Origin of the sequence: Bizionia paragorgiae, assembly GCF_900107625.1 — a bacterium.
GTDB classification, from domain to species: domain Bacteria; phylum Bacteroidota; class Bacteroidia; order Flavobacteriales; family Flavobacteriaceae; genus Bizionia; species Bizionia paragorgiae.
On record NZ_FNQK01000019.1, the window covers coordinates 38,252 to 57,737 of the forward strand.

Annotated in this window: 19 protein-coding genes; 13 read left to right on the top strand and 6 right to left on the bottom strand. The window is 36.3% G+C overall.

Going from position 1 to position 19,486, the window contains the following annotated elements; genetic code table 11:
• Genes BLV64_RS12380 through BLV64_RS12390 form a run of 3 tightly spaced genes read left to right on the top strand, consistent with a single transcriptional unit; the run spans position 1 to position 3,846 of the window.
• Positions 1-885, top strand: coding sequence for a cupin-like domain-containing protein (locus tag BLV64_RS12380; protein ID WP_092136015.1), 885 nt, complete (start codon positions 1-3; stop codon positions 883-885).
• Complete coding sequence (locus BLV64_RS12385; RefSeq protein ID WP_092136017.1) at positions 878-2,560, top strand: C45 family autoproteolytic acyltransferase/hydrolase; 1,683 nt, start codon at positions 878-880, stop codon at positions 2,558-2,560. The genes BLV64_RS12380 and BLV64_RS12385 overlap by 8 nt, the downstream gene beginning before the upstream one ends.
• Positions 2,557-3,846 carry a flexirubin biosynthesis putative acyl-CoA ligase FlxY gene (locus BLV64_RS12390; protein WP_092136019.1) on the top strand — a complete coding sequence of 430 codons (1,290 nt, stop codon included), beginning with the start codon at positions 2,557-2,559 and terminating at the stop codon, positions 3,844-3,846. Before BLV64_RS12385 ends, BLV64_RS12390 begins: the two co-directional genes overlap by 4 nt.
• 2 nt (positions 3,847-3,848) lie before the next feature.
• On the opposite strand, the gene BLV64_RS12395 is transcribed toward BLV64_RS12390, so the two are convergent.
• Positions 3,849-4,646 (bottom strand): universal stress protein, encoded by a 798-nt coding sequence (locus tag BLV64_RS12395; RefSeq protein WP_092136021.1) that lies wholly within the window; start codon positions 4,644-4,646, stop codon positions 3,849-3,851.
• A gap of 89 nt (positions 4,647-4,735) precedes the next feature.
• On the opposite strand from BLV64_RS12395, the gene BLV64_RS12400 reads away from it, so the two are divergent.
• From BLV64_RS12400 to BLV64_RS12410, 3 genes are all read left to right on the top strand, one after another.
• Positions 4,736-6,058: an MATE family efflux transporter gene (locus BLV64_RS12400; protein WP_092136023.1), complete on the top strand. Its 1,323-nt coding sequence runs from the start codon at positions 4,736-4,738 to the stop codon at positions 6,056-6,058.
• Between the two features lie 226 nt (positions 6,059-6,284).
• Complete coding sequence (locus tag BLV64_RS12405; RefSeq protein WP_092136025.1) at positions 6,285-6,734, top strand: 6-pyruvoyl trahydropterin synthase family protein; 450 nt, start codon at positions 6,285-6,287, stop codon at positions 6,732-6,734.
• A 112-nt stretch (positions 6,735-6,846) separates the two neighbouring features.
• Positions 6,847-7,602 carry a UDP-2,3-diacylglucosamine diphosphatase gene (locus tag BLV64_RS12410; RefSeq protein ID WP_092136027.1) on the top strand — a complete coding sequence of 252 codons (756 nt, stop codon included), beginning with the start codon at positions 6,847-6,849 and terminating at the stop codon, positions 7,600-7,602.
• Here BLV64_RS12410 and recJ read toward each other — a convergent pair.
• The 5 genes from recJ to BLV64_RS12435 form a co-directional block, all read right to left on the bottom strand.
• Entirely contained in the window at positions 7,599-9,290 is a 1,692-nt protein-coding gene (recJ, locus tag BLV64_RS12415) for a single-stranded-DNA-specific exonuclease RecJ (protein ID WP_092136029.1), read from the bottom strand. The two genes, BLV64_RS12410 and recJ, sit on opposite strands and share 4 nt — an antisense overlap.
• Positions 9,291-9,328: 38 nt before the next feature.
• A complete protein-coding gene (locus tag BLV64_RS12420) occupies positions 9,329-9,751 on the bottom strand; it encodes an OsmC family protein (protein ID WP_092136031.1) in 423 nt (140 codons plus the stop codon).
• Between the two features lie 158 nt (positions 9,752-9,909).
• Positions 9,910-10,488 (bottom strand): uracil-DNA glycosylase family protein, encoded by a 579-nt coding sequence (locus BLV64_RS12425; RefSeq protein ID WP_092136034.1) that lies wholly within the window; start codon positions 10,486-10,488, stop codon positions 9,910-9,912.
• Between the two features lie 8 nt (positions 10,489-10,496).
• Positions 10,497-11,171: a 16S rRNA (cytidine(1402)-2'-O)-methyltransferase gene (rsmI, locus tag BLV64_RS12430; RefSeq protein WP_092136037.1), complete on the bottom strand. Its 675-nt coding sequence runs from the start codon at positions 11,169-11,171 to the stop codon at positions 10,497-10,499.
• A gap of 9 nt (positions 11,172-11,180) precedes the next feature.
• Positions 11,181-11,915, bottom strand: a complete 735-nt coding sequence (locus BLV64_RS12435) for a hypothetical protein (RefSeq protein ID WP_092136039.1) — start codon at positions 11,913-11,915, stop codon at positions 11,181-11,183.
• A gap of 117 nt (positions 11,916-12,032) precedes the next feature.
• Between BLV64_RS12435 and BLV64_RS12440 the strand changes: the two genes are divergently transcribed.
• The 7 genes from BLV64_RS12440 to BLV64_RS12470 all read left to right on the top strand — a co-directional run.
• Positions 12,033-12,674 carry a thymidine kinase gene (locus BLV64_RS12440; RefSeq protein WP_092136041.1) on the top strand — a complete coding sequence of 214 codons (642 nt, stop codon included), beginning with the start codon at positions 12,033-12,035 and terminating at the stop codon, positions 12,672-12,674.
• On the top strand, positions 12,667-13,773 hold the full coding sequence (alr, locus tag BLV64_RS12445) for an alanine racemase (RefSeq protein WP_092136043.1): 1,107 nt from the start codon (positions 12,667-12,669) through the stop codon (positions 13,771-13,773). The genes BLV64_RS12440 and alr overlap by 8 nt, the downstream gene beginning before the upstream one ends.
• 94 nt (positions 13,774-13,867) lie before the next feature.
• On the top strand, positions 13,868-14,269 hold the full coding sequence (mscL, locus tag BLV64_RS12450) for a large conductance mechanosensitive channel protein MscL (RefSeq protein ID WP_092136045.1): 402 nt from the start codon (positions 13,868-13,870) through the stop codon (positions 14,267-14,269).
• Between the two features lie 127 nt (positions 14,270-14,396).
• Positions 14,397-15,386, top strand: coding sequence for an aspartate-semialdehyde dehydrogenase (locus tag BLV64_RS12455; protein WP_092136047.1), 990 nt, complete (start codon positions 14,397-14,399; stop codon positions 15,384-15,386).
• Between the two features lie 513 nt (positions 15,387-15,899).
• Complete coding sequence (locus tag BLV64_RS12460; protein ID WP_092136049.1) at positions 15,900-17,666, top strand: type VI secretion system Vgr family protein; 1,767 nt, start codon at positions 15,900-15,902, stop codon at positions 17,664-17,666.
• Between the two features lie 17 nt (positions 17,667-17,683).
• Complete coding sequence (locus tag BLV64_RS12465) at positions 17,684-19,162, top strand: T6SS phospholipase effector Tle1-like catalytic domain-containing protein (RefSeq protein ID WP_092136051.1); 1,479 nt, start codon at positions 17,684-17,686, stop codon at positions 19,160-19,162.
• A 1-nt stretch (position 19,163) separates the two neighbouring features.
• The coding region (locus BLV64_RS12470) for a DUF2931 family protein (RefSeq protein ID WP_143034167.1) at positions 19,164-19,486 on the top strand (323 nt) is incomplete at its 3' end.

Below are 19,486 nucleotides of genomic sequence, written 5' to 3' on the forward strand. Positions count from 1 at the left end.
ATGGGAACAATAAAAACAACACCTATTACTAGAGTTAAGTCGATTACAAAAGACGATTTTATAAATAACTACTATAAAAAGCAGCGCCCTGTTTTAATTGAAAATCTATCTAAAGAATGGCCTGCTTATAACAAGTGGAACCTCGATTATATTCAGAGTTTAGCAGGAGATCAAATTGTTCCCTTATACAATAACGAACCAACCAAGGGAAGACAAAACTCGGTAGTGCCCGCAAAAAAGATGAAGCTGTATGATTATATTGAAATATTAAAAACTCAGCCTACAGATTTACGAATGTTTTTTTATAATGTGCTTCAAAAAATGCCGGAACTGACTAAAGATTTTAGCTATCCAGATATTGGTCTAAAATTCTTTAAGAAATTACCGGTGATGTTTTTTGGTGGAAAAGGCTCGAAAGTATTAGCGCATTACGATATGGATTTGGCCGATTTGGTACACTTTCATTTTCATGGTACTAAAAAAGTAACGCTATTTGCTCCCGATCAGGCCAAGCATTTATATAAAGTTCCTTTTACCGTTCATAATTTAGAGTGTATTGATATGGACCACCCTGATTTTGAAAAATACCCCGCCCTACAATTAGCAGAAGGTATTTCGGTAGAAATGAAACATGGAGATGCTCTTTATATGCCAAGTGGGTATTGGCATTATATTACCTATGAAGATGGTGGATTTTCAATAACCCTCCGCGCTTTTCCGAGGCGATTTAAACAATTCACAGAGTTTGTGACCAATATTGTGTTTATGAGAACCTTCGAAAACCTTATGCGCCGAACTATCGGACAAAAGTGGGTGGATTATAAAGAACAAAAAATGGTAGAACGCGTTAATAAAAAGTATTACAGCTCCTATACTAATGGGTGATTTACAATGGCATAAAAATGTGTTTTTGCTCGCTATTTTAGCGGGCTTTATGTATTCTTGTGGGATTAAAAAATCGGTAACTAATCGTCCGGACATTTCAAAATACAGCAGCGATTTACCAGAAAAACACACCCTAAACGACTCGACTTTTTTTGCAGGTAATAATTTCTTAATCAAGAACAAGCAAGGTCTTTGGGAGTTATATGTGGAAGGCAACCCATTGGAAATTGGGTCGATTACCGGTCTTTTATCAGACAGCCTGATGTATAAACAAGAAGCTGTATTTTTTAATAAAATAAGGGAGTTAGTCCCTTCGGAAGGCAAACAGAAATTTCTTCGCAAGTTTTTATCGTGGTATAATCGTAAGATGTACAAACATATTCCTGAAGAATATAAAGCTGAAATTTATGGCGTTTCACAGTATGCTTCTACCGATTTCAATACTATTGCACCACCGTATTTAAGAGCTTTGTATTTACATGGCGCTCATGATATAGGTCACGCCCTTCAAGATTTAGCATTAGTAGGATGCACCTCGTTTGCCGCTTGGGGAGAAAAAACCGAAGATCATAAATTACTCATCGGTCGTAATTTTGATTTTTATGCTGGCGATGAGTTTGCCGAAAATAAAATTATAGCTTTCGTTAAGCCCGATTCCGGACACCCATTTATGTCGGTCACTTGGGGAGGAATGATGGGTGTTGTTTCAGGAATGAATACCCAAGGTCTAACAGTGACTATTAATGCAGGGAAATCTAAAATTCCGCTAATAGCAAAAACACCCATCTCCATTTTAACTCGAGAGATTTTACAATACGCTTCTACTATAGACGAAGCCATTGCCATAGCTAAGTCACGAGACGTTTTTGTGTCGGAGTCCATTATGGTTGGTAGTGCCAAAGACAAGCGGGCTGTTTTAATTGAAGTATCACCAAAAAAGTTCGGAGTTTACCAAGTTCAAAACAGCAATCAATTGGTTTGCTCTAACCACTTTCAAAGTGATGCTTATGCCACAGACCGACGTAATTCTAAAGCAATTACCGAAAGCCATTCGGCATACCGTTACCAACGTATGACTTCATTATTAGAACAAAAAGACCAACTTAATCCCTCAAAAGGCGTTTCTATATTGCGAAATAAAAAAGGCCTTAATGATAAGAATATTGGTTACGGAAATGAGAAAGCATTAAATCAGTTATTAGCACATCACGGTATCGTTTTTCAACCTGAAGATTTAAAGGTATGGATATCTTCCAACCCTTATCAATTAGGAGAATTTGTAGCTTATGATTTAAATGCCGTATTTAATAACCGAGAACAAAACCCATCTGCTATATCTCTTCAAATACCAGCACTAAACATCGCAAAAGACCCGTTTTTAGAGACTCAAGCTTATGCCAATTATGAAGCTTATCGCGTTGTAGAACGCAAAATTGAATCGGCAATAGCAACTAACAAAGAGCTTGATGAAACCCTTATAAACACAGGAATTCGCTTAAATCCTGAGTATTGGAAAGCCTATGCGTTAGCAGGTGACTACTATTATAAAACCAAGAAATACCAAGCAGCAGCAGAAGCTTATCACACAGCTCTAAACAAAGAAGTACCAACGCTTTCTGATAGCAAACACCTTGCTAAATATTTAAAGAAAGCCACTAGAAAAGCTAAAAAATGATACCCCAAATAGAAACAGCGTCCCTTGCCGAAATAAAATCCTTTCAAGAAGAAAAACTTAGAGAGTTATTGGTGTATTTAAAGGAGAACTCTCCCTATTACCGCAAACTATTCGATGCTAATAACATTGCGATCGAAAACATTCAGACTCTCGAAGATTTGTCGGCTTTACCACTAACAACAAAAGAAGATTTACAACAGCATAATGATGATTTTATTTGTGTTCCGAGACACGATATTATTGATTACGTCACCACTTCGGGAACACTTGGCGACCCTGTAACATTTGCGTTAACAGATAATGACTTGGAGCGTTTAGCTTATAACGAGGCAATCTCATTTGCTTGTGTAGGCATAACAAAAGAAGATGTTTTACAGTTAACAACAACTATAGACCGTCGTTTTATGGCTGGATTAGCCTATTTTTTAGGCGCTAGAAAATTGGGTGCCGGAATCATTCGCGTTGGCGCTGGGATTCCGGAATTACAATGGGATTCCATACTAAAATTTAAACCCACTTACCTTATTGCTGTACCTTCGTTTTTATTAAAACTAATCGAATATGCTCATAATAATGGTATCAATTTAAAGACTTCAGGAATAAAAGGTGCCATTTGTATTGGTGAGCCACTTCGGAATCAAGACTTTTCGTTAAATACCTTATCACAAAAAATAAAAGAAAGCTGGGATATAGAATTGTATTCCACCTACGCATCTACCGAAATGAGCACCGCATTTTCAGAATGTGAAGCACAACAGGGTGGACACCATCACCCAGAACTTATTATAACAGAAATTTTAGACGATACTAACACCCCTGTTGCACCGGGTGAAGTTGGCGAATTGACTATAACAACCTTAGGTATAGAAGCGATGCCTTTATTGCGTTTTAAAACTGGAGATATAGTAATCGCTCATACAGCGCCGTGTAGTTGTGGTCGGAATACCATGCGTTTAGGTCCTGTTGTAGGGCGAAAAAAACAGATGATTAAATACAAGGGCACAACACTTTATCCGCCTGCATTACACAATATACTAAATGCCTTTAGTGACGTCGAAAATTTTGTGATTGAATTATCTCATAACAGTATTGGTACCGATGAAATTTGTATAAAAATAGGAACTAAAACGCCTACAGAAGCCTTATTAAAAAGTATTAAAGATCATTTTAGGGCCAAATTAAGGGTGTCGCCAACTATCGAATACCTTAATATCGAAGACATACGAAATATACAGTTTCCAAAATTAAGTCGGAAACCGGTGCTTATAATCGATAAAAGACCCTAGGGTTATTTAAGCTCTTTAAGAACTAACACGGGTAAATTGGTTGAGTGGAAATCTTTTTTGAGAATCACATTTTTTTCCCATAGCTTATTAAAAAAGCCGCGTTTACGTCTTACAACACATAACATATCGGGATCGTTTTCTTTGTAATGTTCTAATACCCCTTGAAAGGTCGTACCGTTTTCAGACTCCATAACCATAGTTACCAATTCTTTTAAATCGGCATTCAATTCAAAATCGCCAGGATTGTAATACGGTGTTTTTACTAGTAATAAATTAACTTTAGCACTAAAATCTTTCTTTAAGATTTTTAACGGGTTTAAAGCGTCTCCCTTTTTTATGATTGCCGATTTAAGGGCAAACAATATCGTTTCTATAGGAGTAAATTTACAGCCTTCTGGTACTATTAAAGCTGGAATTTTTGTCTGCTTAATTATTTTTCCTGAAGTTTTACCTAAAAACACTTCACTTTTTGTAGAGCTAATTCTAGGCTCTAAAACTATTAATTCAATATCTAAAGAGGCACTTACTACTTCCAAAGTTTCAATTAAGGTTCCTTTAAAAGTTTTAGCAACAATATCAACACCCTTGGTATCAACTTGAGAAATCAATTCCTTTAAAAACAACAAACTTTCACGCTCAAGTATATCATCAATTTTAATCATCGCCCCCGCTTTGGAGTAGATATTGTAAATTTGAACCACGTAAAGTCTTGCTCCAGCTGCTCGCGCAAAGTCTACAGCATATTGCAGGTGAGACAATGCGTTTTTTGACGATCCGACAGGAACTAAGATATTTTTCATAACTATTAATATAACGATTTCAAGGACAAAAATACAGATTATTATCCTAAAAATTTCACACCTTTGCCACAGTCTTAAAATATAAAAAAGTGTCTTTAGATATTAGCATAAAAACCATTAACCGATTAGCCATTCCCGCACTAATTGCAGGCGTATCAGAGCCTATTTTATCGCTTACCGATGCCGCTATTATTGGAAATGTCGATCTTAACGCCACCGAATCCCTAGCAGCTGTAGGTATAGTAACCACTTTTTTATCGATGCTTATTTGGGTTTTCGGACAAACGCGAAGTGCGATTTCATCAATAGTATCGCAGTATTTAGGGGCTAATAAATTAGATCAGGTCAAAAACTTACCGGCGCAAGCCATAGTAATTATTACTTCATTAAGTCTACTTATTATCCTTTTAACGTTTCCTTTTACTCGACAAATTTTCAAACTTTATAATGCTACAGGACTTATACTAGACTATACCGAGCTGTACTATAAAATAAGGGTCTTTGGTTTTCCATTCACCCTATTCACCATAGCCGTTTTCGGAGCATTTCGCGGCTTACAAAATACCTACTACCCTATGATTATTGCTATTATAGGAGCGTTAACCAACATTGTCTTAGACCTTGCTTTTGTATATGGTATTCCTGGTTATATTCCAGCCATGCATATTGAAGGTGCTGCTTATGCCAGTGTAATTGCTCAAGCACTAATGGCGATTATCTCGGGTATCCTATTACTCAAAAAAACACCCATACCACTGCGATTCTCTCTACCTTTTAATCACGAAATTGGAAGATTTCTAACCATGATTGGCAATTTAGTGATTCGAACAGTTGCCCTAAACGTCACCCTTTATTTTGCTACCACCTATGCTACAGGTTATGGCGCAGAATATATTGCGGCCTATACCATAGCCATCAATTTATGGTTTTTTGGTGCTTTTGTTATCGACGGTTATGCCAGCGCAGGGAATATATTATCTGGAAAATTGTATGGCGCTAGCGCTTATAATAAACTCATTGCACTAAGTAATACGCTTATAAAATTCGGTATTGTTTTGGGGATTATTTTGGCCATTCTAGGTAGTCTATTTTATTATAAAATTGGGACTATCTTCACCGATTCTCCTGAGGTTTTAGACGCGTTTTATACTGTATTTTGGATTGTACTAGCCATGCAGCCCCTTTGCGCTTTAGCATTCATTTTCGATGGGATGTTTAAGGGCCTTGGTAAAATGAAAGTCTTAAGAAATCTTTTATTACTCTCAACAGGACTTGTTTTTATTCCAATTTTATTACTTTTAGATCACTATAATCTTAAACTTCAAGGTATATTTATAGCCTTAACTTTTTGGATTATTGCGCGCGGTGTGCCTTTAATTATTCTATTTAGAACAGAGTTTTTAAACCGCTAAACCATAATACAACATTAATAATAAAACATAAAATCCATGGAAATTTTTAAATTTTTAGGCGGTAACGGAATTTTTCTCCTTTTAGGCTTAGCACTAATAATTATTTATATCGTTAACAGAAACCGTAACAAGCGTTAAAACAGCCGGTTCTTAAAAGCAGTTAATACAGTTTATAAGCAACTCGCTTTTGTAAAATTGGTATCTTTGCAACGAAAAACAAGCATACATGAGTAACATTCGAATTACAAAACAATTCTCTTTCGAAACCGGTCACGCCCTTTATGGTTACGATGGGAAATGTAAAAACGTACACGGTCACAGCTACAAACTATCGGTAACCGTTATCGGAAAACCCATTAGCGATAATACCAATGTAAAGTACGGCATGGTTATCGATTTTGGCGATTTAAAGAAAATTGTAAAGGAGGAAATCGTAGACGTATTCGATCACGCAACAGTGTTTAACAAAAACACGCCACACGTAGAGCTTGCCAAAGAGTTGCAAAAACGAGACCACAGCGTTTTATTGGTAGATTACCAACCTACAAGCGAAATGATGGTTATTGATTTTGCCGAAAAAATAAAACAACGCTTACCGGAAAACATCAAATTACACGCTTTAAGATTACAAGAAACCGATTCGTCTTATGCCGAATGGTTCGCATCAGATAATTAATTATTTGGGCGTTACCTTGCAGGTCAGGCTTTCAGCAGTCGCTTCCCGATACCTATCGGGAGAGCTCCAACAGAGCTTCAATCCTTAACGCAAACCCATGACTCCTTTAAACATGCATATACCAGAAGGAAAAAAAATATACTTCGCTTCCGATAATCATTTAGGAGCGCCAACAAAAGAAGCCTCTAGTATTCGAGAGAAAAAATTTGTGGCGTGGTTAGATGAAATAAAAGAAGATGCTGCCGCTATTTTTTTATTGGGGGATTTGTTCGATTTCTGGGCCGAATATAAAACGGTAGTCCCAAAAGGATTTACACGAACGCTTGGTAAACTTGCCGAAATTACCGACTCTGGTATTCCCGTATATTTCTTTGTTGGTAACCACGACCTTTGGATGTATGGGTATTTTGAAGAAGAACTCAATATTCCCGTTTACCATAAACCCAAAGAATTTACTTTTAACGACACCACCTTTTTTATAGGTCATGGTGATGGTTTAGGACCTAAAGACAAAGGATATAAACGCATGAAAAAGGTGTTTACCAACCCCTTTTCTCAATGGTTATTCCGCTGGCTACACCCAGATATTGGTGTCAGACTTGCGCAGCACCTATCGGTAAAAAACAAACTCATTTCTGGAGATGAAGACGCTAAGTTTCTTGGTGAAGATAACGAATGGCTAGTACAGTACTGTAAGCGTAAATTAGAAACCAAACACCGCGATTATTTTGTGTTTGGCCACCGCCATTTACCTTTAGAAATAGACCTCAACCCCAAATCTAAGTATATAAATTTAGGCGATTGGATTGTGTATTATACCTATGCTGTTTTTGATGGCAAAACTATGGTCTTAAAAAAACACCATTAAGCCTTAATATCTTGAAGTTTTAGTTGTAGTGATACATTACCTTGCCAATGGTTTTCGTCAACGGAATAAGCGGCTTTAAAAGGCTGTTGACTTTTAATCACATCCAATTTATTACCAAGACCAAAACCAATACACACCAACTGCGGGGTTCCCTCTTGTTTAACCGTTAAACGCAAATGGGTTTTGTCTTCTCCCACACATTTTCCGTAACCTGTATCTTTTAAATTATCGCTCATAAAAACAGGCGACATATTTCCAGGGCCAAAAGGTTCAAACTGGCGTAGAATACGGTAAAATTTTTCATTAATCGCATTTAAATCTATTTGGGTATCGATAACTATTTCGGGAGTTAATAGTCGTTTATCGATGGTAGAAGCTACCACCTCCTCAAATTTTTGCTTGAAAGCCTCGTAATTTTTTTCTTCTAAAGTTAAACCCGCAGCATATTTATGTCCACCAAACTGCTCTATAAATTCCGAGCAGGCTTCTAGGGCATTATAAACATCAAATCCTTTTACTGAGCGCGCTGAAGCAGCTAATTTATCGCCACTTTTTGTAAACACTAAAGTGGGACGGTAATAGGTTTCTATTAATCGGGAAGCCACAATACCAATAACCCCTTTATGCCAATTCGCGCTATAAACAACTGTTGTCATCCGGTCTTGGTCTTTTAAATCTTCGATTTGCTGTAGTGCTTCTTGCGTAATTTGCTTATCGGTAGCGCGTCGGTCGAGATTAAAGGCTTCAATTTCTGCAGCGTACTGCTCGGCAACCTCAACATTTTTTTCCGTTAATAAATCCACCGCATATTGACCGTGCTTCATTCGTCCCGCAGCATTAATACGTGGTGCTATAACAAAAACAACATCGGTAATGGTTAAGCTGTCTTTTTTTACTTGATTTATTATCGCTTGAAAACCTGCCCTCGGCCTACTGTTAATTACTCGCATACCATAATACGCAAGAATACGATTCTCACCAATAATAGGTACAATATCTGCTCCAATGGCTGTGGCTACCAAATCCAAATACGGCATTAAGTCATCTATAGTTTGACCTTTTTTTGCTGCCAGCGCCTGAATTAATTTGAAGCCTACTCCGCAACCACAAAGTTCGTCGAATGGGTAATTACAATCGTCTTGCTTAGGGTCTAAAACAGCTACTGCATCAGGAATTTTATCTCCCGGCCTATGGTGGTCACAAATTATAAAATCGATATTTTTCTCTTTAGCATAAGCCACCTTATCGATGGCTTTTATACCACAATCGAGTGCTATAATTAAAGAAAACTCGTTATCACTCGCGAAATCTATGCCCTTAAAAGACACACCATAACCTTCATCATAGCGGTCCGGAATATAAGTCGCTACATTAGGGTAATCACTTAATAAATACGAGGACATTAATGACACTGCTGTTGTACCATCAACATCATAATCCCCATAAACCAATATATTTTCACTGTTGGAAATGGCCTGCTCGATACGTTGCACCGCTTTATCCATATCCTTCATTAAATAAGGATCGTGTAAATCGCTTAAACTCGGTCTAAAAAAATATTTAGCCTGATCAAAGGTTTCAATACCCCGCTGCACCAAAAGTGATGCTATTGCAGGTTCCACTTGCAGAGCTTGCTGTAAGCTAGAGACCGTTTCTTGTTTAGGCTTAGGTTTTAAAGTCCAACGCATGCAACTCTTGATTTTTAATTAGGATTAACGTCTAATAATTACGAATTGTGAATATGGATGTTTGTTTTTACAGTAGCAAATTTTCTAAACATTTCCATAACCCCACAATATTTATCGACAGATAAATTTACGGCTTTATTAATTTTAGATTCATTTAAATCTTTACCATAAAAATGGTAGTCGACAGTAACCGTATGGTAATATTTTGGGTGCTCATCGGTGAGCTCTCCTTCTACATCCATTTTAAACTTATAATCTTCCACCTTCATCTTTTCTAAAACAGATACAACATCCAAACCAGAACAACCCGCTAAAGACGATAGCATCATGGCTTTCGGCGACAGTCCGTAACGCACTGTACTACCTTCCACATCGGTGTCCATAATTACTGTTTTCCCACTAGGATTATCCGATTCAAATTGCATTCCACCGACCCATTCGGTTGTGATTTTATTTTTCATTCTAATACTATGTTTTAAGTTCTAATAGAGTAAAAATACCACTTAAAAGTGTAAAAAAATAGTCGTTTTACGGCTTTAGCATTGACTTTAACGCAAAGTAGTGTCTAATACCTTAATATTTAGAGGTATTTAAAATACTAACTACAATCTTCTTTTACCTATTTAGAGTTTAAAAGGTCTGCAACTTTATCTTTTAGAGTGGGTAAAACTTCTGTTTTAAACCACGGATTTTTTGAAAACCAAAATCGATTTCTTGGTGACGGATGTGGTAGTGGTAAATATTGAGGTAGATAGGCGTTATAATTAGCTACTGTTTCGGTGAGTGTTCGTTTTGCTTCTTTTTTTAGGTAGTACTTTTGCGCATAGCTTCCAATTAAAAGGACTAATTTTATATGAGGCATTTGTTCTAATAAGGCGGCATGCCATTGCGGGGCACATTCCGGGCGAGGCGGTAAATCGCCAGATTTTCCTTTACCGGGATAACAAAATCCCATAGGTATAATGGCGAAGTTGGCAGTATCGTAAAAAGTTTCGGTAGACACCCCCAACCACTGTCGCAACTGAGCTCCACTCGCATCATCCCAAGGAATCCCTGAACGGTGTACTTTTATTCCCGGCGCTTGGCCGATAATTACAATTTTAGATGTTTTACTTGCCGTCACAACGGGATTTGGACCTAGTGGTAAATAGGCTTCACAAAGCGTACAATCCTTAATATGACGTAAGAGTGTTTTCACCCTAATACTTATTTAATTTTTCCTCCTACTACAATAACAATCTCACCCTTTGGTGGTTTGTTTGTATAATGATCTAACACGTCTTTCGCTGTTCCACGAATAGTTTCTTCAAACATTTTTGTTAGCTCTCGCGATACGGATACCGGCCTGTCTTCACCAAAATACTCACAAAAATGCCCTAAGGTTTTTATCAGTTTATGCGGCGATTCGTAAAATATTATGGTACGCGTTTCCTCGGCTAGCAATAGCAAACGGGTCTGGCGTCCTTTTTTAACGGGTAAAAACCCTTCAAAAACAAACTTATCATTTGGCAATCCGCTATTCACCAAAGCAGGAACAAAAGCTGTAGCTCCAGGGAGACAGTCGACTTCAATACCATTTTCTACGCAAGCACGGGTTAGTAAGAATCCCGGGTCCGAAATAGCTGGTGTACCGGCATCACTGATTAATGCAATGGTTTCACCACCTTTAATACGTTCTACAATGCGCTCGGTCGTTTTATGCTCATTATGCATATGGTGACTTTGCATATGTGTACTGATTTCAAAATGCTTTAATAATTTCCCTGAGGTTCGCGTATCTTCAGCTAAGATACAATCAACTTCCTTTAAAACCCTTAGTGCTCTTAGGGTGATGTCTTCTAAATTTCCAATAGGAGTGGGTACTATATATAATTTACTCACTAGTTCGATTTAATTAAATTTAGCTTCAACTATTTCCATAAAACGGACTTCATAATCTTCTTTACCGGCCCAATTATTATAATCTGGCTTCACCACATTATTTATAAATGCTGAAGCTTCATTAAAGCTTTCTGCAGTGTTTAGCTGTGAAATAACACGTAAATAATCGTCACTTTCACCTTCAAACAAGTGTTTAATAAAGGCAAGCTTATCATTTAACCCGATAGCAAACGCTTTATTTTTTAATGTATCGTTTAACGACTTTCTTTCGTCTCCATTTACATGTCCCACTACTTTATCAAAAATAGGCATCTCTGTAAAATCTGCTGTAATCTCTTCAAAGTCATTTTTACCATAAGACTCTGGAGCGGTTAAGCTATCAAGAACAGCATCAGTCTCATTTTCCTCTGGCATATGAGCTACCATATCTTTAATTTTCTCCATAACAGGCTCCATGATCCCATCATCTTCGACCTCATCTAAATTAACATAGGTGCGGTCTTCAACTTCAATATTGTCACTAATTTTATTATTAAAGGCCGTATCCAACATATCAAAAAATGAAGAATCATTACCAATAGTAGGTATGGCATCTTCAAAATTTTGTTGTGCAAATTTTAAAACAGTTAGTTTTTCGTATAATTCTGAAACTTCTTTATGTAATTTATCAACGTCTTCTTTTCCCTTTAACCTTAGAATCCTGTGCGCAATGCTTATTAATTCTGATTCTAGCTTCTTCTTCATAATTAAAAATTTTATAATTTTTGAATTTAATGCAATTTAGGCTTTTGATTTTTAATAAATTTGAGCCACCTTTATAAAGAACGAAAATGCTTTTCGTTCTTGAGTTAAAATTACAAAATGTTTCTCGAAAATACAGTAAATCAAAAAGAACAATTTGGTTGGATAGAAGTTATTTGCGGATCTATGTTTTCTGGTAAAACAGAAGAACTTATTCGCCGACTAAAACGCGCCCAATTTGCAAAGCAACGTGTAGAAATTTTTAAACCGGCTGTCGATGTGCGCTATGATGATGAAATGGTCGTATCTCATGATGCCAATCAAATTCGCTCCACACCAGTTCCTGCTGCTGCCAACATTCCTATCCTTGCCGATGGTTGTGATGTCGTAGGCATTGACGAAGCTCAGTTTTTTGATGATGAGATAGTACGTGTTTGTAACGATTTAGCTAACAAAGGTATACGTGTAATTGTTGCTGGTTTAGACATGGATTTTAAAGGCAACCCTTTTGGACCTATGCCCAACCTAATGGCTACTGCCGAATACGTTACTAAAGTGCATGCCGTGTGCACTCGAACAGGAAATTTAGCTCAATTTAGTCACCGTAAAACAAGTAGTGAAGCACTTGTCTTACTAGGTGAAACAGAAGAATACGAACCCCTAAGTCGTGCCGCTTACTACAAAGCGATGGCACGCGAAAAAATAAAAGATTTCAAAGTGAATGATATTGAAGAACTAAAACCGAATCAACCTGATGCTTAAAGCTCAAGGAACCGTTTTAGAAATAGATTTAAAAGCCCTAAAACACAATGTTGAGTTTTTAAAATCGCGATTACAACCCCATACCAAATTTCTTGCTGTTGTAAAGGCATTCGCCTATGGTAGTGATAGTATAGAAATTGCCAAAACTCTAGAGGAATTACAAGTCGATTACTTTGCTGTCGCTTACGTTAGCGAAGGTATTGTATTGCGGGAAGCTGGTATAACCACCCCTATATTAGTATTACACCCAGTACCTGAATACTTCGAAACTATGATAGCACACTGTTTAGAGCCTAGCTTATATTCGCATCGGGTTCTAGAGGCTTTTATTGCTGTTGCAGAAGACAAAAAGCAAACCCATTACCCGGTTCACTTAAAATTTAATACGGGATTAAATAGACTCGGTTTTTCTCAAATAGATTGCCCAAAAATTCTTTCTACCCTAGAAAACAAAAGTGCTATTAAAGTCACCTCTTTATTCTCTCATCTTGCCGCTAGTGAGGATTTAAATGAGAAACAATTTACCATACAACAAATTGAAACCTTTAAAACCATGATCGCCGAGATGGCTAGCGGTTTGGGATACACCCCTATGCTTCACCAATGTAATACTTCGGGTATACTAAATTATCCTCAAGCCCATTTTGATATGGTTCGTAGTGGAATTGGTATGTATGGTTTTGGTAATGACCCTAAATTTAATCCGTTTTTAAAACCTATTGCGACTTTAAAAACCACAATTTCACAGATTCACACTTTAGAAAAAGGGGATAGTTTAGGCTATAACCGCGCCTTGATTGCCACGAAAACACTGCAAACAGCAACCTTACCTATAGGCCATGCTGATGGCATTACTAGAGCTTATGGCAATAAAAAAGGTTATGTTATCATAAACAAGCAAAAGGCCTATATAGTGGGTAATGTTTGTATGGATATGATTATGGTAGACGTCACCGAAATTGATTGTAATGAAGGGGATGAGGCTATTGTTTTTGGTCCGCATCATACCGCCGAGCATTTCTCGGAAACCATCGGTTCTATTTCCTATGAGATATTAACTGCCATCTCCCAAAGGGTGAAACGTGTCTTTAAACGATAATAACATAATTTACAACCTGAGAATTAGATTTATTTTTTGTAAATCAACTACTTTAGCGTACTTTAATAAAGTTAACTAACTTAAAAATAATATTATGTTAAAAGAATTCAAGAAATTTATTATGACGGGTAACGTCATTGATTTAGCCGTTGCCGTTTTACTTGCAGGAGCAATGGGACTTGTGGTAAGTGGCTTCGTATCTGATATTATGATGCCAATTGTTGGGCACTTTTCAGGTGGTTTAGATTTTGCTGATATGAAAATCGTACTAGACGACGCTGTAATTGCTGCCGATGGAACGATATCAAAACCAGAAAATGCAATCATGTATGGTAAATGGATTAATGCGATAATTAACTTAATTATTGTTGGTTTTGTGTTATTTATTATTGTAAAAGCTTACAATAAAACAAAAACACCTCCAGCTCCACCAGCACCAAAAGGACCAACAGAATTGGACATCCTAAAAGAAATTAGAGATGCTTTAAAAAAGTAATCTAAAAGAAAATGTATTTCAAACCGCTTTATTTAATAGAGCGGTTTTTTTTATGAAAAAATTAAAGTATTTATAAATACCAATAGTCGTAAATAGTATAAGTTTGTAATATTAAATGTTTTAAAAAATGAAATTAGCAGTTATTGGAGTCACTGGAATGGTGGGAGAAGTTATGCGTAAGGTTTTAGACGAGCGCCAATTTAAAATCACAGAATTTATTCCTGTAGCATCACAAAGGTCCGTTGGTAAAACAGTAGATTTTAAAGGTAAAGCCTATACTATTATAAGTTTAGAAGACGCAGTCGCTAGGCAACCAGATATCGCTTTATTTTCTGCAGGAGGAGAAACTTCTTTAGAGTGGGCGCCAAAATTTGCTGCTGTAGGCACTACAGTTATCGATAACTCTTCGGCTTGGCGAATGGACGCTTCCAAAAAATTAATTGTTCCTGAGATTAATGCTCAGACCTTAACACCTTCCGATAAGATTATAGCAAATCCCAATTGCTCTACGATACAGATGGTTATGGCTCTAGCGCCACTTCATAAAAAATATAAAATCAAACGTATTGTCGTTTCCACTTACCAATCTATATCTGGTACTGGGGTTAAGGCTATTAAACAATTAGAAAATGAACTGGCAGGCGTTAAGGGAGAGATGGCATACCCATATCCTATAAATAAAAACGCAATCCCTCATTGTGATGTTTTTGAAGAAAATGGCTATACGAAAGAAGAAATGAAACTGATTCGCGAAACTCAGAAAATATTAGATGATAAAACAATAGCTGTTACCGCTACAGCAGTACGTATACCAACATCTGGCGGACATAGTGAAGCGATTAATGTTGCTTTCGAAAATGATTTCGATATTACCGAAGTTAGAAAACTACTGCACGCTACTCCAGGAGTCACAGTACAAGATAACACCGACGTTAATGTGTACCCTATGCCTATCTACGCCAATGGTAAAGACGATGTGTTTGTAGGAAGAATAAGAAGAGATGAATCGCAACCTAACACTCTAAACCTTTGGGTAGTGAGTGATAACCTGCGAAAAGGCGCAGCAACAAATACAGTACAGATAGCTGAATATTTAGTCGAAAACAATCTCGTGTAAACTCAATTTTACACATTTCTGTTTCAAATATTAGAATAAATCCGAAACACGATTTAACCTTAACGTTAAAAAAGCGCTTGTTTTAGTAAACAAGCGCTTTTTTCGTTATTTTACATATAGATTTTATAGCTTAGTTTTTGAACATTGCAAACGGCATTAATATATGCTATGATTTAGCGCATAAAAGGTTATTGAATATAAAGGGTAAGTATATTAATAATATAACTTTTGCTACACGAAAACATTAATCCTCATACCAAAAGAAGTAGAGGGGTATTTTTATTGGAATCCAAAAAATATCTGCTTTTAAAAAGCAATATAATATATCAGCAATTAAATATACACCATATTATAACACTTGTTTACAGAATGATCTAAAAACAACTTACTCAGTCCAAGAGTTTTATCATTTAAAAAAATAATGTAAATTAGTAACTTACTTTACCTCCAAAGAGGTAAGTTTTTTCCTATTCTGGATTTAACATAAACCAGAATATTTAATAATATAAGTTTATGGCACTACAAAGCAAAACAGATATTTTTATTGGTGGTCGGGAAATAACTGCTTTTAAAAACATTCTATTACATCAAAAAATAGGAGAACATCATACAATGGAACTCGTTTGCAGAATGGATGTTCTTGAAGATTTATCGCAAGCATTAGGAGAGTCTAGCAAGAATTTCTTAGGTGAAACTATTACAATGCAAACAGCATCTATAGATAGCTATAGCGGTTATCAAGCTCTAGAATTTAAAGGTATTGTAACTGAAGTAAAAACCATTAAAGGCCACGAAGCAAGTTCGGGTGACGGTGTTGTTATTAAAGCCCAAAGCCCTACTTTCATTACAGAAGATGGTCCGCATTATGCATCCTACAACGCTGTTACTTTATCCGATATAGTAACACAAACCTTTAAAGATTACGACAAATCGAAATTAGAGGTATTAATTCAACCCAATAACTCCTCTACCCTACATTACTCCGTACAACACAATGAAAGCGCTTACGCCTACATAAGTAGGCTTGCTGCACAATATGGTGAGTGGTTATATTATAATGGCGTAAAACTCATCTTTGGTAAACCTGAAACAACAGAATTACGTTTAACTTATGGTTTCGATCTTAAAGAATACCATTTAAACCTTATCCCTAAGTCTCATAATTATAAATATTATGCAACCGATTACTTACTAGATGAAACACACGAAAAAGACACTAAAGAGATAAACGCTACTGCAAATGGTTATAGTGGCTTTGTCTCTAACAAAGCAAACACCATATACAATAAGCAAACCAAAGTTTGGCACAACTTCTATAACGACCCTAAATCTAAACAACGGCTTGATAGCAATGTAAAATTACAAAAAAAAGCTACCCAAATACAACAAGTTATTTTTAGTGGGGTTAGTGATAATCCAGGCGTAAAATTAGGTAATATTGTTAAGGTTGAAGGTTCTACTTACAGAGTAATTAGCGTTACCCATACAAATACTGAAAATGGTGATTACCAAAATAATTTTGAAGCTGTAACGGCCGAATTTGATATCTACCCTAACACCAATATCAATGCCTTCCCTAAAAGTGAAAGCCAGACGGCTATAGTTATGGAAAATGCAGACCCAGAAGGTCTAGGAAGAATTCGTGTACAATTCCCTTGGCAAAAAACAATGGGAGAAATGACACCGTGGATTCGTATTGTAACACCTCACGCTGGCAGTGATAAAGGCTTTCATTTTATTCCAGAAGTCAACGAAGAGGTTTTAATTGGTTTTGAAGGCGGCAACGCAGAACACCCTTACATGATGGGAAGTTTATATAATGGCAGCGGTAAAGCCAACGCTTTTAAAAGCGAAAAAAATGATGTTAAGGCTATTAAAACTAGAAGCGGGCATACTTTCGAGCTAAACGATGCCAATGGCTCAGAGAGCATAACGATTACAGACAAGAATGGCAATATAATAACCATAGATACAGCTAACAACAATATTACAATATCAGCCCTAGAAAACATGTCGCTTAATGCTAAAAATATGCAAATTAATGTAGAAGAAAATTTAGACGTAACAGTTGGTAAAAACAAAACGGAATCTATCAACGAAAACTCTTTTATTATGGCCAATAATGAAGAAAAACAAGTTGGCGAAGAAATAAAAGTAATTAGCGCAACCTATAAACAAGAAGCACAAGAAATTACAACAGATGCTAGTGGAGAAATTAAAACTAACGCAGGCGGAAAAATTAGCATTGCAAGTGCAGAAACTGTAGAATATGGAGAGTAATCTTAAAAAATAGAACTATGTCTATAATTTTAACATCAACACCTGTTGGGGAATCAGCTACAAGAAATCTTTTTAGTGGGCTAGATATTAGCACCTCAAAGGTAAATGTTGGCAATGCTAAATATGATGAGCATATACCTGAAGATTATGTAAATGTAACAGTCGGTATTTTTTTTGATGGCACCTTAAATAACAGAAAAAATACACAAGCAAGATTAGAATACGAGAATAAAACGAAAGGAAAAACATACGATAAAGACCTTGCCGATTCTTATAATAAAGATAAATGGTACAGCTCTAAACAATCTGGAAGTTACAATAACGATTTTTCTAACATATCCAGAATGGAACCTGCCTACGAAAAAATTATAGAAGAAAAAAACATTCAACTATCTGTATATATAGAAGGCATAGGCACCGAAGACCTTGAAGACGATGGCACTTGGGGAAAAGCTATGGGTAAAGGAGCAACTGGCGTGAAAGGAAAAGTAAAAAAAGGATGTATAGAAATTGTAGCTGCTTTAAAAAAAGCAGGTGTTGAAAAAATAAACAGATTACAAATAGACAGTTATGGCTTTAGCCGTGGCGCAGCTGCTGCTCGACATTTTATTTTTGAAATTAATCAGAAAAAAGGAGGAAACAAAGAGGCAGATAATGGTTTGGGATTGTATGAATATCTTGGCGATAAATACACAGAAGATGGTGGTGTTTTAGGCGAAGAATTAGCAAAAAAAAGTCTTACTCCAAAATTAAAAACAACTGTGCGCTTTGTTGGTTTGTATGACACGGTAGCTTCTTTTGGCACGAAGCATACAAATGATACCGCTCAATTACATTTAGATGCTATTTCTAAAGCCAATTTCACATTTCAGCTTGCGGCAGCAGACGAGCACAGAGATAATTTTAGATTAACAAATATTAAAAGTGCACGCCGAGGTGTCCAAAAGTTTTTGCCTGGAGTACATTCGGATATTGGCGGTGGGTATACCGATAAAGCAGACGAAGAAGTCACTTTAGACTATGCAACCATAAATTATAAAGAAAAAATGGAGGTTGAGCGTCAAAATTTAATAGATCTTGGTTGGTATTTACCAGAACAAATTTGGATAAACGACACTTGGGGCTCATTACGTGCCGAAAGAAAAGGGATATCTAATAAATACAGCCATATACCATTACATATTATGGTAGAGTTTTCAATAAAAAAGGTAGTAAAATATGATTTCTCTCTTATTAATGAAGATTTCCCTATAAAAAACGAAACTGGTAAAAAAGTAAAACTCGCTGACGTTAAAAAGCGTATTGATTTATATATTAAAGGAGAAAAGGGAGTGATTGACTTTAGTACTGTAGAAGATAAAAAAATGTTGCAAGATTTAAGAAATGAGTATTTTCACTTTTCCGCCCATTATAATGGCAGAGTTGTGGGTTTAGTACCACCTATGTCTCCAAATAGAGAAAATGGAGTAAGAACCAGAGTTATACAAGACGGATAAAATGAACAAGTTAAAAATAATTATTATAGTAAGTTTTATAGGCATAATTACTTTAAGCTGTAAAAATAAAAGAACATCCACTAATGCACATACAATGAATTTATTTAATAAAGAACAAACTTTTGAATGGCTACCCACAGAATGTGCTCCTGAAGCCTATCCAATAGAAATAGTAAGCGGAACATTCTCTCTTGATAATGAATTTATTGCTAGTATTCCAAGTGGTGGACGTACCGTTAAAAATGGTTGGGGAAAACTAGGCTCCACTTATGTTGTAGGAAAAGATTTTAAAGCAGTACCAGACCATTTAAATATTACTTGGAT

Coding starts and splice junctions, on each gene's coding strand:
- BLV64_RS12380 (WP_092136015.1), top strand. CDS start 1: ATGGGAACAATAAAAACAACACCTATTACTAGAGTTAAGTCGATTACA.
- BLV64_RS12385 (WP_092136017.1), top strand. CDS start 878: ATGGGTGATTTACAATGGCATAAAAATGTGTTTTTGCTCGCTATTTTA.
- BLV64_RS12390 (WP_092136019.1), top strand. CDS start 2,557: ATGATACCCCAAATAGAAACAGCGTCCCTTGCCGAAATAAAATCCTTT.
- BLV64_RS12395 (WP_092136021.1), bottom strand. CDS start 4,646: ATGAAAAATATCTTAGTTCCTGTCGGATCGTCAAAAAACGCATTGTCT.
- BLV64_RS12405 (WP_092136025.1), top strand. CDS start 6,285: ATGAGTAACATTCGAATTACAAAACAATTCTCTTTCGAAACCGGTCAC.
- BLV64_RS12410 (WP_092136027.1), top strand. CDS start 6,847: ATGCATATACCAGAAGGAAAAAAAATATACTTCGCTTCCGATAATCAT.
- recJ (WP_092136029.1), bottom strand. CDS start 9,290: ATGCGTTGGACTTTAAAACCTAAGCCTAAACAAGAAACGGTCTCTAGC.
- BLV64_RS12420 (WP_092136031.1), bottom strand. CDS start 9,751: ATGAAAAATAAAATCACAACCGAATGGGTCGGTGGAATGCAATTTGAA.
- BLV64_RS12435 (WP_092136039.1), bottom strand. CDS start 11,915: ATGAAGAAGAAGCTAGAATCAGAATTAATAAGCATTGCGCACAGGATT.
- BLV64_RS12440 (WP_092136041.1), top strand. CDS start 12,033: ATGTTTCTCGAAAATACAGTAAATCAAAAAGAACAATTTGGTTGGATA.
- alr (WP_092136043.1), top strand. CDS start 12,667: ATGCTTAAAGCTCAAGGAACCGTTTTAGAAATAGATTTAAAAGCCCTA.
- mscL (WP_092136045.1), top strand. CDS start 13,868: ATGTTAAAAGAATTCAAGAAATTTATTATGACGGGTAACGTCATTGAT.
- BLV64_RS12455 (WP_092136047.1), top strand. CDS start 14,397: ATGAAATTAGCAGTTATTGGAGTCACTGGAATGGTGGGAGAAGTTATG.
- BLV64_RS12460 (WP_092136049.1), top strand. CDS start 15,900: ATGGCACTACAAAGCAAAACAGATATTTTTATTGGTGGTCGGGAAATA.
- BLV64_RS12465 (WP_092136051.1), top strand. CDS start 17,684: ATGTCTATAATTTTAACATCAACACCTGTTGGGGAATCAGCTACAAGA.